Genomic DNA, 14,607 nt, shown 5'->3' with positions numbered 1-14,607 from the left:
TTTTTTATGATTACTAAACTACCAGGATTTCCCGATATTGTACATGATTCTCAAAGAACTTTTGTCAATCTATTAAATGCCTTATCTTATCCAGGAAAGCAGCAACAAATAGATGGTAAATTAACACCACCATCTGACTTGAATATAGCTTGTGCTGCTGCCTGTTTAACAATGTTAGATTTGGAAACAAAAGTATGGTTAAGTTCAGATTTTCATCAAGATGTAAAAGCTTGGTTATTGTTTCACACAGGTTGTCATTTTACGGAAAATTCTCAAATTGCTGACTTTGCTGTAATTAAGAATATTCAAACTATTCCCAACCTATCAAATTTTCATCATGGTACGGCAGAAGAACCAGAAAATTCAACTACTTTATTTGTGCAAGGAGCGAATTTAGAATCAGGTGATAAAGTCATATTGAAAGGACCGGGAATTTTAGAAGAAATAGCAATTTCAATTCCGAAATTACCGGAATTTTTCTGGTCAGAATGGGAAGTTAACTTTAACAATTATCCTTTAGGAGTAGATATATTTTTCTTTGCTCAAAATACAGTTATTGGTTTACCAAGAACAACGAAAAGTAGATTAGTAAAAATATAAGCATTTCCTTAGAGGATATCTGAAAAGTTTTTTGATACTTAATTTTGCCCCCCTAGCCCCCCAACTTTGGGGGGAACAAGAGTCAATTTGCTTCTAAAAATCCCCCAATTTTGGGGTATGCGCGGGGGCTTGGATGTAGCATAAGGGACTTCTCAGACAACCTCTTAATTTCTACTATATTTTCAAGCAGAGAATTGAAGCATAAGAACGACTAGCTTTAGTTGTCAACAAAAAGTAATAAAGCTGATAGCTGAATTGCTGACCGCTGTTTGCGCAGCATTCCGCAGGAAATGCTTAGGTAAGAGAAAAAATGGAGGCAAAAAAACATGGCTTATGTAGCAGTAAAAGGTGGAGAAAAAGCAATCAAAAATGCCGAAGCATTATTGCAAGCTTTACGGCGTGGAGACCCCAATATTTCTGAACTAAGTTTAGAGCAAATTAAACAACAACTTACCCTGGCAGTAGATAGAGTAATGTGCGAAGGTGCACTATACGATGCAGACTTAGCTGCTTTAGCAATTAAACAATCATGGGGCGATTTAGTTGAAGCAATATTTTTATTAAGAGCATATCGAACGACTTTACCAAGACTTTATTATAGTCAACCATTAGATACTAGCAAAATGAAGATTCGACGGCGAATTTCTGCAATATTTAAAGATATTCCCGGAGGTCAATATTTAGGACCAACTTTTGATTATATTCATCGACTATTAGACTTTAAATTAGCTGCGGAAGGAAATAGTTATACTGCACCTCAAAGCCAAAATTTAAACTTAGATGAAAATCTTCCCAGGGTAATGAATATTTTAGAAAAAGAAGGATTAGTTTATGAGGAAAAAACAGAGGATGATAAACAACCTTATGACTTAACAAGAAAACCTCTAAAATTACCTGCTGAAAGAGATGCAAGATTACAAAATTTAGCTCGTGCAGATGAGGGTTTTTTACTTAGTTTAGGATATTCAACTCAGAGGGGTTATGGTCGTACCCATCCCTTCGCTGGAGAAATTAAAATGGGCGAAGTTGAGGTGTTTATTTGTCCAGAAGAATTGGGTTTTGAAATAGCGATCGCTGAGATTACTATTACTGAAGCTGAAAATGTAAATATGTTTACAGGTAGTAAGGAAGCAGCACCACAACTTACCCGTGGTTATGGTTTAACTTTTGGCTATAACGAACGTAAAGCTATGTCAATGGCGTTAGTGGACCGTGCCATGCAAGCTAAAGAATTAGGGGAGGAAATACAAGGACCTGCTCAAGACCCGGAGTTTGTTTTGTATCACTCAGATAATGTTCAAGCTCAAGGGTTTGTACAGCATTCAAAGTTACCTCACTATATTGATTTTCAAGCAGAAATAAATTTAATTAGAAAGCTGCGGAAGGAACACATTTAATAATGAATAATTAATAATTAATAATGAATAATTAATAATTAACAATTAATTGCTTAGGCAAAATTAATTACCTAATTTTATTCTATAGTATTAATTAGTTAATAATTGAAGTCTCGCCTAGGTTAAGCATTCTTTTCTCACTCTTAGTATTAGGTGTTCAACAATTAATAATGAAAATTAACAATTAACAATTATTTCTCCTTGAAAAGAAGAGGATTGACTCAAAGAATACCTGGCACGGGAGCAAGGAATACCTGACACGGGAGCAAGATGCTCCCACTATTCTCGTAATAAAAATAATGACAATGCACGACAATTACAATACACTACCACCTGATATTTAAGTTATTTATTCTGACTCCTGACTACTGAGTCCTAATAACAGTTTGATAAATGTTTACTACGAATTTCTGTTGCCTATTCCCTCTTCCCTCCTGTCTCCTGTCTCCTGTCTCCTGTCTCCTAGCTAAAAAATTTAATATTTATGAAGATACCATCTATATGTTAAATAACCAAAATCTAGAAATCTCAAATGGCAAAGTAAATAACTCACCAGAAAAAGGTTTTAACTTTGCCTATTTAGACGAACAAACAAAACGTTCTATTCGTCGTACTTTACTCAAAGCAGTCGCCATTCCTGGTCATCAAATACCTTTCGGTTCTAGAGAAATGCCAATGTCCTATGGATGGGGTACGGGTGGCATTCAAGTTACAGCTTCAATCATTGGAAAAAAAGACATTTTAAAAGTAATTGACCAAGGAGCGGATGATACAACAAATGCCGTAAATATTCGTCGCTTTTTTGTGAAAGTTTGTGGAATAGAAACAACAGAAAAAACCACAGAAGCAACAATTATTCAAACCCGCCATCGGATTCCAGAAACTCCACTTCAGGAAGGTCAAATTATTGTTTATCAAGTGCCTATCCCGGAGCCATTGAGATGGTTAGAACCCTCTGAAAAAGAAACTAGAAAAATGCATGCTTTAGAAGATTATGGAGCAATGTATGTAAAATTGTATGAAGATATTACGAGATTAGGAGATTTTGCTACGACCCATGATTATCCAGTAATGGTAAATGACCGTTATATAATGAGTCCGACTCCTATCCCACGATTTGATAATCCTAAGATGAATTATTTACCTGCTTTACAACTTTTTGGTGCGGGAAGAGAGAAGCGAATTTACGCAATACCTCCTTATACTCAGGTAAAAAGTTTAGATTTTGAAGACTATCCTTTTACTGTGGAAAAATGGAATAAAGCTTGTGAGTTGTGTGGTTCTACAGAAAGTTTTTTGGATGAAATTTTGATAGACGATCTAGGTAATAAAATGTGGGTTTGTTCTGATACAGATTATTGTCATCAACGGCAAATACAACTTGAAGAAGGAAGAAGGAAAAAGGAAAAAGGAAAAAGTGGATGGGGATAGTCTTTGACCAAAAAATAAAATCAATAGTCTCCCCTTTCAAGGAGATGAAAAAGCGGTCGAGAGATGGCGAGGAAACCTCGCCATATCCATGAGACCAAGAGAAAATCAAGTTCAATATTTCAATCCCAATACTTTAACTAGAGGTACTGATAACTGATAACTGAAATGACACGCCACTTCGTGTCTGAATAACCCAAACCAATTGTAAGCACCGTGTAGACGGCGGGGTATTAAACCCAAAAGTCCAGATAGAAAAGAAGTATAAAAACCAAATTAAAACTCGATCGGGGTGAATGATGGAACCATTATTAAATGTTGAAAAATTGAGTAAGTTTTATAGAAATATAAAAGCTTGTGACCGTGTTTCTTTCAATATGTATCCTGCCCAAGTTTTAGGAATAGTAGGAGAATCAGGTTCAGGTAAATCTACTTTATTAAATGCTATTGGAGGATACATACCAATTGAAGGTGGAAATATCACTTATACTACCTCTAGTGGAGAAGTATTAACACTGCCAAAACTATCAGAAACTCGTCGCCGTTTATTAAGGCGAAATGAATGGGGGTTTGTTCAACAAAATCCTCGTGATGGTTTGCGAATGAATGTAACTGCTGGAGCAAATATTGGCGAACGTTTAATGAATATCGGAGTAAAAAATTATGGAAAAATTCGGGAAGAGGCAGCTTATTGGTTAAGGCAAGTAGAAATAGATATTAATAGAATAGATGACTTACCAAAAATGTTTTCTGGAGGGATGCAACAACGTTTACAACTAGCTCGTGTTTTAGTGACAAAACCGAGGTTAATATTAATGGATGAACCTACTGGAGGTTTAGATGTTTCGGTACAAGCTCGTTTATTAGATTTAATTCGTTCTCTGGTGCGAACTCTCAGTTTAAGTGTAATTTTAGTTACCCATGATTTAGGGGTAATTAGATTACTTGCTCACCGTTTATTAGTAATGAAAAATGGGCAAATTGTTGAGTCTGGTTTGACTGACCAAGTATTAGATGACCCTCAACATTCCTATACTCAAAAATTAGTTAGTTCAACATTAATTCCATGAGTTATATTGTGTCCGGCATAAGGTAAGGAAGAAGGAAGAAGGAAGAGGGAAGAAGGAAGAGGGAAGAGGGAAAAGGCAGGAAGAGTTAAGAGTAAAAAAACTTAAATTTTCTGTATATATTCACACTTGGGTTGACACAAATTTTCTTTTGCCTATTCCTGACTTCTGCCAAAAAATGTAAGGAAGAAGGAAGAAGGAAGAAGGAAGAGCCAGGAAGGTTTAAGAGCAAGAAAAAAACTTTAATTTCTTGTATATATTCACGCTTTAACAGCCTCCCCTTTTAAGGTGATGAAAAAAGTTAAAGTTAACTTCAGTATTTCAAGCCTTCTTATTGGAGAGATACTGATAATTGATAACTGAAATAGCCTTCTTATTGTAGAGGTACTGATAACTGATAACTGAAATAGCCTTCTTATTGGAGAGATACTGATAATTGATAACTGAAATAGCCTTCTTATTGTAGAGGTACTGATAACTGATAACTGATAACTGATAACTGATAACTGAAATAGCCTCCTTATTGCAGAGGTACTGATAATTGATAACTGAAATAGCCTCCTTATTGCAGAGGTACTGTTTTGCTAGCGCACAACTCCGTTAACGCTCCGCGACATGTTTGCGGAGCATTCCGATAGGAAAAAGCGTAGCTCCTCCGGAGGAGGCTAACTGATAACTGATAACTGATAACTGATAACTGAAATGACTATTCAACTACTAACAGCAAATAATCAGCCAGAAAATACTTTCCTAGAAAGCTCTTTATTATTAAAAGCAGAAGCATTAGAAAAAAGCTTTACTTTACACAACCAAGGTGGAGTAAAATTATCAGTCTTAAAAAATCTTTCTCTCAGTTTAACACCAGGAGAATGTATTGCTTTATCCGGTAAGTCTGGTTCGGGAAAATCTACATTTATGCGCTGCCTTTACGGTAACTATCGAGTCGATAAAGGTTCGGTTTTTATCAAACATAAATCTACCTGGGTCGATATTCCTAAATTAGCACCCCATCAAATATTAGAAGTACGAAAAAATACTATTGGCTATGTCAGTCAATTTTTACGAGTAATTCCTCGTGTGCCAGCTTTAGAAGTAGCAGCAGAGCCTTTATTAGAATTAGGAATTGAGCCAAAAGTCGCCTATCAAAAAGTGGCAGAATTATTTGAAATATTGAATTTACCAAAACGTCTTTGGCATCTTTCCCCTACTACTTTTTCTGGAGGTGAAAAACAACGAGTGAATCTAGCCAGAAGTTTAACAGTTGATTATCCAATTTTATTATTAGATGAGCCAACATCAGCTCTAGATTCTGTCAATCGTCAAGTAGTAATTGAACTTTTAGAAAAACGCCTAGTTAATGGGTGTGGTTTAATCGGAATTTTCCATGATGAAGAAGTCAAAAGAAGGCTTTGTACCAGAGAAATTCTGTTTGGAATTTAGCTAATAAGTAGGTAGGCATTAAAATTTATAGTTAATAGTTAGAGGTTGTCTGAGAAGTCCCTTCTGCTACATCCAAGCCCCCTAAATCCCCCTTTCAAAAAAAAGCGCAGCATCCTCTGACTTCCCCCTTTCCAAGGGGGACGGGAGGGGGATTAATAAAGGGGAACTAGAGCAAGCAAATTGACTCTTGTCCCCCCCCCAAATTGGCTTGCTCGGGGGGCAAAATTCAGTATCAAAAAACTTTTCAGATATCCTCTTAATTCTGTTAAACTTTACAACTTTAATTCCTCCTTCAAGGGCAACTAAATTAATAGCTGAATGTTTACAGTTAAACTTCATAATCAATAGTAATTTTATCTGCCAAAATTGGCTTAATCAAAGTCTTAATAATTTCTTGATGATGGGCATTTTTTGCATAAGCATCAAGAGCAGTTTTATCCTTAAATTGGACTACTAAAGCATTATGAAAGCCTTGAGAAAGCTCCGAGAAATTATTCCCACAAGATAAATCAATTATTTCCGGGACTTTCCCTTTCATCCCTTTCAAAGCTGACATAACCGAAGTAATAGTTTCTGCTGAAATATCTGGCTGCCACTTAAATAAAACTATATGTATTATCATATAAATTAATCTTTCAAAACTGCCCCTGTATTTTAACAGAAATTGAAATTACTATAGAGAAATTAAAATTCCAATCGGTTCATTTAAGATTATTGGTTCATTTAAAATTGACTGTCGATAAAAAAAACATGAACGAACAGATTTACACAAACTATCGCCTACAATTACCAGACCAAGAAACTATTGGTACTCTAATAGTTCGTGATGGAAAAATAGCCGAAATTCAGCCAGGAATTGTTAATCTTGGTCAAGATGGGCAAAGAGAATATTTAATGCCTGGATTAATAGAACTTCATACAGATAACCTAGAAAAATGTATGTCTCCTCGTCCTGCTGTAAAATGGCCTTTAAAAGCAGCAGTATCTTACCACGACCGAGACTTAATTAGTTCTGGAATTACAACAGTTTGTGACGCGATCGCTATTGGAGATATTAAACCTAATTCTGTTAGAGTTAAGCGTTTTGGTGAAATGATTGAAGCTATTTTTGAGGGGCAAAAAACAGGTAGATTTCTGACAGATCATCGGCTACATTTACGCTGTGAAGTTTCTTTTGAAGGTATATTTACTGCTGCGCAAAAATATGCAAATAATCCATTTCTTTCTCTCATGTCTTTGATGGATCATACTCCTGGCCAAAGACAATTTGTGAATGTGGAAAAATATAAAGAATATTACATGGGTAAGTATGGAATTAGCGAAGTAGAAATGAATAAATATATTGCCCATCGTCAGGGAACTCAACAACAATATGCTATTAAAAATCGTCAAGCATTAGTTGAATTAGCAAAACAAAACGGTATTTCTCTAGCTACTCACGATGATGCAACAATAAGTCATGTACAAGAATCTTTAGAAAATGGAGCAATTTTAGCCGAATTTCCAACTACCTTAGAAGCAGCAAAAGAAGCTCATAATTCTGGATTACAAGTATTGATGGGGGCACCGAATTTAGTATTAGGAGGTTCCCATTCTGGAAATGTATCTGCAATGGAATTGGTAGAGCAAAATTTAGTAGATGTCATTTCTTCAGATTATGTACCTCGGAGTCTATTACAATCTATTTTTATTATTAGTCATAAAATTGGTAAACCTTTATATGAAGCGATGAAGTTAGTGACAATTAATCCGGCTAAAACTATTAATTTATCTCACGATAGAGGAAGTTTAGAAGTTGGAAAACGTGCTGATTTAATTACGGTACATGATGATGGTGTAGTCCCCCATTTAACTTCAGCGATCATTAATGGTCGTCGTGTTGCTTAAACTGTTAATTTTGCCAAAGGGAGGATTTTTTTTAAGTCTTAATTTATCGAATAATTAATAATTAACAATTAATAATTAATAATTAAATAATTCGCGCCTTGAAGCCTCCCCTTTTAAGGGGAAAAAAGCTGTCGTTTCGCTACGCGACATGAAAAGCGCAGCTTCCCGAAGGGTGGGATGGCGAGATATCCTCGCCATATCCAATCGACCAAGAGAAGAAATAATATTTCCTTATATTCAATTCCGTAACGGTTTTAACCAGAGGTAATTATCAATTATCCATTAATGAAGGAGATTTTGCCAAAATCAAATGCCAAATTAATTAAGTATTTTAGGCTGTAAAATTTATGGGGTGATTCCCCTTAGTAAAATTTTAAAACTTATTATGAAGGTTACTCTAGTAAATTTTTACAACTGATAACTGAAATGACCCTAGTCAAAAAATCTAGTTAATGGTTAAAACAGCTTAATGGTTAAAACAGCCCTCATTTCACAGAAATAAATAAGCACAAAAAAACATCATCAAATAGCGGTACAATATTCATTTACTAAAATTATAAAATCAACAGTAAATCCGTTTAATTAACTCCATTGTTAATTATTAATTATTAATTGTTGAACCTACTCCCTACTCTCAAAATGAAAATGAAACCTGATATAAAAACAATCATTTCAATTCTTTCCTTAAAAGGTCATATTCAATATGGTCAAGAATCTATTACTCAACTAGAACACGCTCTTCAATGCGCTACTTTAGCAGAAGCTGCAAAAGCCAATAATGAACTAATTGTGGCTTGCTTATTTCACGACTTAGGACATCTAATTCACGACTTAGGAGAAGATGCTGCAAACAAAGGTATTAATGACCATCACGAATATCGTAGTATTCAATATTTAAAACATTTATTTGGTGAAGCTGTAACAGAACCAATTCGCCTTCATGTTGAAGCCAAACGTTATCTTTGTGCGACAAAACCTAGCTATTTTTCAAATTTATCACCAGCTTCTCAACAAAGTTTAGAATTACAAGGAGGAATATTTTCTTCTGATGCTGCTGCTCAATTTATTCATCAACCCTATGCAAAAGATGCAGTAAAACTAAGAATTTGGGATGACAAAGCTAAAGTTGTTGGCTTTAAAACTCCAGATTTAAAACACTTTACTCAAATAATCCTTGAAGAAGGAAGAAGGAAGAAGGAAGAAGGAAGAAGACAGAAGTAAAAAGGAAAAAGGAAAAAATGGATGAATAATTAAGCCCAACAAATTGTAAACATCCTGTAGATAGCGGGTTATTAAACCCAAAAGAAAAAGACAAAACTATGATAATTTAGTAATATTTATGTAAGCATTCAGCAGTCAGCTATCAGCTTTATAGAATTAAAAGTCTGAGTAAAAGCCCATCATTTAACCTGAGTAGTCTATCGAGCCACACCTACAATTTCCTTCCATTTATTATGAATTTGGTATAAATTGTTTGAATATCTATTTGACTAAAAGGATAGATTTTATTTCCCCTGAATACTTACGACTAAAAATACACTAAACATTTATAGCAAAAACTTGTAAAAACGGTATAACAAATTAATTATAACTATAAAAAACTGATGAATAACTTCCAAAAAATTACTCATGTTATTTATGACTTAGACGGTTTACTTCTAGATACAGAATCAATTCATGCTCAGGTAAATTCAGAAATTACCAGCCGTTATAGCAAAATTTTCGATAAACAAACTAAGTGCAAAATTACTGGTAGAAAATCAATTGATTCTGCCAAAGCAATTGTAGAAATATTAGAACTACCCGTCACTCCTGAAGATTATCTTCAACAAAGAAATACCCTCACATATCAACGCTTCCCTGAAGCAAAACCAATGCCGGGTGCAGTTCATCTTACCCAACATTTATATCAAAATAAAATACCTCAAGCTGTAGCTACCAGTTCTTCCAAAGAACCATTTAATTTAAAAACAAAAATCATCAAGAATGGTTCCAATTATTTAATCATATTGTTGTAGGAGATGACCCTAATCTTAAACATGGAAAACCAGCACCAGATATTTTCTTAATAGCTGCCGAAAAATTAGGTGCTTCTCCCAAAAATTGTTTAGTATTTGAAGACTCTTTAGCAGGAATGGAAGCTGCCTTAGCAGCAGGAATGTCCGTAGTAGTTGTACCCGATCCTGACATGGATAAAACCTTATTTTATTCCGCCCATCAAATTCTTAATTCCTTAACAGAATTTCAACCCCAATTATGGCAACTACCACCATTTTTTTGAAGAAGGAAGAATTCAAGAATTTAGAATTTAGAATTTAGAATTTAGAATTTAGAATTACCTCTTCTTATAAATAAGAAGATTAGTTAAAAGGATTTTTTTCTTCACCTTCAGAGTTTAATCCCCTATTTATTAAGATAGAAACATTAACCTACAACCTACAACCTACAACCTACAACCTACAACCTTCTTCAAAACCATATATTTTTGAAACAGTGATAGTATATCTAAAAATAGTTTTTTATTTATACGAACTCACTAAATAATTATGATATTTACTCAACCTATTCCTTTAATTCGCTCCAAATTCGGCTTTACTCTCCTAATTACGGCAGCTTTCATTCTTTTACAACAACCACTGAATGCTCAATCTGAAAATTCCGCACAGCAAGAAATTCCGATTCAAGTTCCACCAGAAAACTCCACAGACCCAAACTTTCCTCCTTCTACAGTTCAACCAATACAACCCACACAACCCGAAAATGCTCGTCCTTTAAATGAACAAAATAGTCTTCTGAGTCTTCAGGGAGGACAACGTTTAATGAGCGAAGCTGACGATGCCATTGCCTCAGAGAATTATGATTTAGCTAGTCAGAAACTTCAAGAAGCTCGTCAAATATTTAATCAACTGTCTAATTTTTATAGTCAATTAGCTGCCAGTTTTTCTGGTATAGATAATCGTCTGGCAGATGACCAACGTACCAAAGCATTAGAAACTGCTCAAATGAGAGACCAGGCCACTTATCAGTTAGCTTTAGTCCACCGGGCGCAAAACCAACCTGAATTAGCAGTACCATTACTTGTTCAAATTATCAGCTCTCAGCAACCCACTCGCGATCTAGGGAAAAAAGCCTACCAACAATTACTAGAATTAGGATTTGTTGATATTCCCTATCCTAGATCCTCTGGAGAGGACCAACCTGCTAATTCATCCCAGTCTCTTAATTAATATGTAGAATAACAGTAATTTGACAGGGGAAGAACAATGAATCTAGAAGAAGTTGAATTAATGATTAAAGCTGAGTTGCCAGATGCTCAAGTACAAGTCCAAGACTTAACAGGAGGTGGCGACCACTTACAAGCGACTGTTGTTTCGTCTCAGTTTGAAGGAAAAACTAGAGTTAAACAACATCAAATGGTTTATGCTGCTGTAAAAGAACCTATGGCTTCTGAAGCTATCCATGCTTTGGCTTTAAAAACTTATACACCTCAAGAGTGGGAAACTGTGGGGCAAACTTCTTAATTTTTGCTTTTGAGTTACAAAGCTGACAGGATTATTTGGTTATATTAGCCATAATTAATTAACTCTGATAATTTGCCTCAACATATTAGGCAAATTAATAGTATCTATAATAGGGCGGCAGAGCATTCCGTCCTTAGAGCTTCGTGGAGTCCGACGGAATACCGGGACTGGGAAACGAGAAGCCCACACTATACCCAATGGTTAGTGTGGGAGTATGTCACCTAAATGCTGAATGCTTTGATGACCATCTATCTAATTTGAGGAAATAGCTATGACTCTAACTCCAGAATTGAAAGCAAAAATTGATGACTTAGTTACTAAGAATAAAATTATGGTTTTTATGAAGGGTACTAAAATTATGCCTCAGTGTGGTTTCTCTAACAATGTTGTACAAATATTGAATACTTTAGGAGCTACCTATGAAACTTTTGATGTGTTAGAAGATCCAGAAATTCGTCAAGGAATTAAGCATTATTCTGACTGGCCAACAATTCCCCAGGTTTACATTAGTGGCGAATTTATCGGTGGCTCTGATGTGATAAGTGAAATGTTCAAGAACAATAAAGAAGAACTAGAGCAAAAGGTAGCAGTTGCTTTAGCCTCTTAGAGACTCTGCATTTGTCACTCTAAAACTATTAAAAAAAAGAATGAAGGGCGTTATTCAATACCCTTCATTTTTAGATTCCAACTACTGTAATTTAGTAATAATCTATTTCAGTTTCAGTTTGTAATGCTGGCATTTCAAAATTTGAACGGTCATATATGTAGCGAGTTGTTTCTTCCTCTAATCTATGGATTAAAAATGGTTCGATCGCTTTAGAGATTCTTAAAGATGCTAGGTAGCCATCTAAATATATACGCATCTCCTCATAGCGGTAACCACGGTTCCACATTTCGACGAGGGCGTCAGTGAGTTTTTGATAGTGGCGAATTGTTAGAGCGTCGGTTAACATGACCTTTTTATTCTCAGAATTAATGGTTATATTTTCAGTTAAAACCTAGTCTTTAGGTTAATGTAATTTTATTTTTAGTGCAACTAAATAGTGTTTTTTTAGATTAGTGTTAATTAACTATAAAGTTGGTATTACACATTACAGCAACACTTATAGCTGAACATTTTTTTGACTATTATTCTTGCTGCTTTTATTTTAAAACAATTTCCTCAACCCCCTCAACTCTTTAGTAGACTTATAAATCTTTTGATTACCAGTCCATCTTATTTCTACAATAGATTTATTGTACATTCCGCTAATTTTCAAAATAAATTCAAGATTTTTGAATTGGCAAAAATATCAAATATGTGATACAGTGAAATATTGAAAATACTAAATAACTTGGATTTTGGTTGTGCAAAATATCTGAGCTGTAATCTTTGATTCAGCGCCGGGAGTATGTCATTTCACTTATCAGTTATCAGTTAGCCTCCTATGGTCGGAACTTCGTTAACAGTTATCAGTACCTCTCTCTGCCTGTTTGCGTAGCAAAACGACCGCTGTCTTGGTCCATTGGATATGGCGAGGGGACCCGCTCTTGGCAGAGCCGCTTCGCTTTTAGCGCAGCTTTGCGATAGCAAACGCCATCCCACCCTTCGGGAAGCTCCGCTTTATATGTTGCGTAGCAAAACGACCGCTTTTTCATCCCCTTGAAAGGCCAGGACTAATTCTTTGTCGTCAGAGAATATTTACAACCCTATATTTTTTTGAGTTCCTGTGCTTCCCACAGTCCCCACATTCCCCTCCCAGGAGGGGTTAGGGGTGGGTCCCCACACTTCCCACCCCCCTCCTTTTTTTTCTGGTGACAATAAATTGACCCTGCCTTGTAGAGCGGTAGCTCGCGGCGCAGCCAAGGGGAGGCTTGAGACCTTATTTTTTGATCAATTTTGCAGAGGAAATATATAAGCAGTGACCTATGTTACAAAACTGTTACTAGACTTTATGTTAACTTAGCAGTAGCTAATTATAGGAAAAGCCAGAGTAGGAATTTAAGTGGGAGCTGCTTGTATTCTAATTGTAGAAGGAAATCCGCGTTTGCGATCGCTGCTTGGTTGGCATTTGCAGCAAACAAACCACTCGGTACATCAGTCAGCGAATATTCATCATGCCAAAAAATTAATAAATAGTCATTGCCCAAATCTAGTAATTATGGAAGCTGACCTACCTGATGGCAATAGTCTCGAATTTTGTCAGTGGGTTCAGCAACAGCAACAGTCCTTAATTTTTATGCTATCCTCACAAAAAACTGAAGCAGATATTGTTGCAGGATTAAAATCTGGAGCAGATGACTATCTCACTAAACCCTTTGGTATGCAAGAATTTATGGCCAGAGTAGAAGCACTACTACGTCGCCAGAGGAGTATTAGTTGTAGTCCACCTATCAGTCTAGATTATGGTGACTTGATTATTGACTTAGTACATCGTAGAGTTAGCTTGAAAGGTAGTTTGATTGATTTAACTCCCCAAGAATTTAGTCTCCTTTATGTCTTAGCTCAATCAGGGGGAGTACCCCTAACTCGCTCAGACTTACTACACAGAGCATGGCCAGACTCTATAGATAATCCTCGTACCATAGACACTCATGTACTATCTCTACGAAAAAAAATAGAAATTGACCCTCGCCAACCTAGTCTAATTCAGACGGTTAGAAATGTAGGTTATAGATTTAATCGAGAAATCTTAACTATGAATAGATGGGAACAGAATTATCAGAGCTACAAACAACCTCAAAAAGTTGCACCTGCTTAATACGGCGTTGCTGAATAAGTGTATGATTTTATAGGAGTCAGTAGGGGCGTTAACGATAGTTATGCGAAGCAAACGGCCGTTTGCTGACCCATAGCTGACGAATGGCGCCCATACAGGAGTCAGTAGCTAGAAAGGAGTTTTTCGGTTACTAATAAATTATGGATATAGAAAGAAAGAGGTATAATTTATAGTTACTAAATCTATAGAAAAATATTCCTAGACAAGTGTTTTAATTAAGTGTTACCTTAACGGGGTGAACTACAACACCACGCCAGTTGCTTCAAGTCGGGAGACCCGCCCAACGCACTGGCTCCTCTATCCCATTGCTAAAAGCGTTTGGGACTACTTTTCGTATCGGTGTTTAAACTTCCATTAACATCAGCATTGTATTTGACACCATTTGAAGCTTTATCAAGTCCTCTTTTGACTCGTTTACCACTAAATCTGTGTTTGACACCTTTTTGATCGACTGGTAAGTCGTCCCAGTCTAAAAAACTAGCAATTGAAGTATAACTCTCTTCATTAA

The 14,607-nt window shown here is 35.7% G+C and carries 15 protein-coding genes and 1 pseudogene; 14 read left to right on the top strand and 2 right to left on the bottom strand.

The window, feature by feature from the left end; all coding sequences use genetic code 11:
- Window positions 1-6 precede the first annotated feature (6 nt).
- From phnH to phnL, 5 genes are all read left to right on the top strand, one after another.
- Entirely contained in the window at window positions 7-600 is a 594-nt protein-coding gene (phnH, locus tag SAGCYANO_RS34965; RefSeq protein WP_202224260.1) for a phosphonate C-P lyase system protein PhnH, read from the top strand.
- 326 nt (window positions 601-926) lie between these two features.
- Window positions 927-1,997 carry a carbon-phosphorus lyase complex subunit PhnI gene (locus SAGCYANO_RS34960; RefSeq protein WP_202224259.1) on the top strand — a complete coding sequence of 357 codons (1,071 nt, stop codon included), beginning with the start codon at window positions 927-929 and terminating at the stop codon, window positions 1,995-1,997.
- Between the two features lie 501 nt (window positions 1,998-2,498).
- A complete protein-coding gene (locus SAGCYANO_RS34955; RefSeq protein ID WP_202224258.1) occupies window positions 2,499-3,428 on the top strand; it encodes an alpha-D-ribose 1-methylphosphonate 5-phosphate C-P-lyase PhnJ in 930 nt (309 codons plus the stop codon).
- Between the two features lie 293 nt (window positions 3,429-3,721).
- A complete protein-coding gene (phnK, locus tag SAGCYANO_RS34950; RefSeq protein ID WP_202224257.1) occupies window positions 3,722-4,495 on the top strand; it encodes a phosphonate C-P lyase system protein PhnK in 774 nt (257 codons plus the stop codon).
- A 699-nt stretch (window positions 4,496-5,194) separates the two neighbouring features.
- On the top strand, window positions 5,195-5,932 hold the full coding sequence (gene phnL, locus SAGCYANO_RS34945) for a phosphonate C-P lyase system protein PhnL (RefSeq protein ID WP_202224256.1): 738 nt from the start codon (window positions 5,195-5,197) through the stop codon (window positions 5,930-5,932).
- A gap of 328 nt (window positions 5,933-6,260) precedes the next feature.
- On the opposite strand, the gene SAGCYANO_RS34940 is transcribed toward phnL, so the two are convergent.
- Complete coding sequence (locus tag SAGCYANO_RS34940) at window positions 6,261-6,554, bottom strand: Dabb family protein (RefSeq protein WP_202224255.1); 294 nt, start codon at window positions 6,552-6,554, stop codon at window positions 6,261-6,263.
- 128 nt (window positions 6,555-6,682) lie between these two features.
- Between SAGCYANO_RS34940 and phnM the strand changes: the two genes are divergently transcribed.
- The 8 genes and pseudogenes from phnM (at window position 6,683) to grxD (ending at window position 11,947) form a co-directional block, all read left to right on the top strand.
- Window positions 6,683-7,819 carry a phosphonate metabolism protein PhnM gene (phnM, locus tag SAGCYANO_RS34935; protein ID WP_202224254.1) on the top strand — a complete coding sequence of 379 codons (1,137 nt, stop codon included), beginning with the start codon at window positions 6,683-6,685 and terminating at the stop codon, window positions 7,817-7,819.
- 645 nt (window positions 7,820-8,464) lie between these two features.
- The gene (locus tag SAGCYANO_RS34930; protein ID WP_202224253.1) at window positions 8,465-9,040 is read left to right on the top strand and encodes a phosphonate degradation HD-domain oxygenase; all 576 of its coding nucleotides are present in this window, start codon (window positions 8,465-8,467) and stop codon (window positions 9,038-9,040) included.
- Window positions 9,041-9,423: 383 nt separating this feature from the next.
- Window positions 9,424-9,837 (top strand): HAD hydrolase-like protein, encoded by a 414-nt coding sequence (locus SAGCYANO_RS34925; protein ID WP_255502831.1) that lies wholly within the window; start codon window positions 9,424-9,426, stop codon window positions 9,835-9,837.
- A pseudogene (locus SAGCYANO_RS48450) lies at window positions 9,828-9,941 on the top strand (HAD-IA family hydrolase); the annotation flags it as partial. The gene SAGCYANO_RS34925 and the pseudogene SAGCYANO_RS48450, both read left to right, overlap by 10 nt.
- A gap of 12 nt (window positions 9,942-9,953) precedes the next feature.
- Window positions 9,954-10,100 carry a hypothetical protein gene (locus SAGCYANO_RS46365; RefSeq protein ID WP_237396995.1) on the top strand — a complete coding sequence of 49 codons (147 nt, stop codon included), beginning with the start codon at window positions 9,954-9,956 and terminating at the stop codon, window positions 10,098-10,100.
- A gap of 265 nt (window positions 10,101-10,365) precedes the next feature.
- Window positions 10,366-11,046 carry a hypothetical protein gene (locus tag SAGCYANO_RS34920; RefSeq protein WP_202224252.1) on the top strand — a complete coding sequence of 227 codons (681 nt, stop codon included), beginning with the start codon at window positions 10,366-10,368 and terminating at the stop codon, window positions 11,044-11,046.
- A 36-nt stretch (window positions 11,047-11,082) separates the two neighbouring features.
- Window positions 11,083-11,340: a BolA family protein gene (locus tag SAGCYANO_RS34915; protein WP_202224251.1), complete on the top strand. Its 258-nt coding sequence runs from the start codon at window positions 11,083-11,085 to the stop codon at window positions 11,338-11,340.
- Between the two features lie 271 nt (window positions 11,341-11,611).
- Entirely contained in the window at window positions 11,612-11,947 is a 336-nt protein-coding gene (grxD, locus tag SAGCYANO_RS34910) for a Grx4 family monothiol glutaredoxin (RefSeq protein WP_202224250.1), read from the top strand.
- Window positions 11,948-12,038: 91 nt separating this feature from the next.
- Here grxD and SAGCYANO_RS34905 read toward each other — a convergent pair whose 3' ends face one another.
- Complete coding sequence (locus SAGCYANO_RS34905) at window positions 12,039-12,293, bottom strand: DUF6761 family protein (RefSeq protein WP_202224249.1); 255 nt, start codon at window positions 12,291-12,293, stop codon at window positions 12,039-12,041.
- Between the two features lie 1,032 nt (window positions 12,294-13,325).
- On the opposite strand from SAGCYANO_RS34905, the gene SAGCYANO_RS34900 reads away from it, so the two are divergent.
- A complete protein-coding gene (locus SAGCYANO_RS34900; protein WP_202224248.1) occupies window positions 13,326-14,081 on the top strand; it encodes a response regulator transcription factor in 756 nt (251 codons plus the stop codon).
- The last annotated feature ends 526 nt before the right edge of the window (window positions 14,082-14,607 follow it).

Origin of the sequence: Okeania sp. KiyG1, from assembly GCF_014132355.1 — a bacterium.
GTDB lineage: Bacteria > Cyanobacteriota > Cyanobacteriia > Cyanobacteriales > Microcoleaceae > Okeania.
This window is presented reverse-complemented; position numbering and strand designations above follow the sequence as displayed.

Coding starts and splice junctions, on each gene's coding strand:
- phnH (WP_202224260.1), top strand. CDS start 7: ATGATTACTAAACTACCAGGATTTCCCGATATTGTACATGATTCTCAA.
- SAGCYANO_RS34960 (WP_202224259.1), top strand. CDS start 927: ATGGCTTATGTAGCAGTAAAAGGTGGAGAAAAAGCAATCAAAAATGCC.
- SAGCYANO_RS34955 (WP_202224258.1), top strand. CDS start 2,499: ATGTTAAATAACCAAAATCTAGAAATCTCAAATGGCAAAGTAAATAAC.
- phnK (WP_202224257.1), top strand. CDS start 3,722: ATGATGGAACCATTATTAAATGTTGAAAAATTGAGTAAGTTTTATAGA.
- phnL (WP_202224256.1), top strand. CDS start 5,195: ATGACTATTCAACTACTAACAGCAAATAATCAGCCAGAAAATACTTTC.
- SAGCYANO_RS34940 (WP_202224255.1), bottom strand. CDS start 6,554: ATGATAATACATATAGTTTTATTTAAGTGGCAGCCAGATATTTCAGCA.
- phnM (WP_202224254.1), top strand. CDS start 6,683: ATGAACGAACAGATTTACACAAACTATCGCCTACAATTACCAGACCAA.
- SAGCYANO_RS34930 (WP_202224253.1), top strand. CDS start 8,465: ATGAAACCTGATATAAAAACAATCATTTCAATTCTTTCCTTAAAAGGT.
- SAGCYANO_RS34925 (WP_255502831.1), top strand. CDS start 9,424: ATGAATAACTTCCAAAAAATTACTCATGTTATTTATGACTTAGACGGT.
- SAGCYANO_RS46365 (WP_237396995.1), top strand. CDS start 9,954: ATGGAAGCTGCCTTAGCAGCAGGAATGTCCGTAGTAGTTGTACCCGAT.
- SAGCYANO_RS34920 (WP_202224252.1), top strand. CDS start 10,366: ATGATATTTACTCAACCTATTCCTTTAATTCGCTCCAAATTCGGCTTT.
- SAGCYANO_RS34915 (WP_202224251.1), top strand. CDS start 11,083: ATGAATCTAGAAGAAGTTGAATTAATGATTAAAGCTGAGTTGCCAGAT.
- grxD (WP_202224250.1), top strand. CDS start 11,612: ATGACTCTAACTCCAGAATTGAAAGCAAAAATTGATGACTTAGTTACT.
- SAGCYANO_RS34905 (WP_202224249.1), bottom strand. CDS start 12,293: ATGTTAACCGACGCTCTAACAATTCGCCACTATCAAAAACTCACTGAC.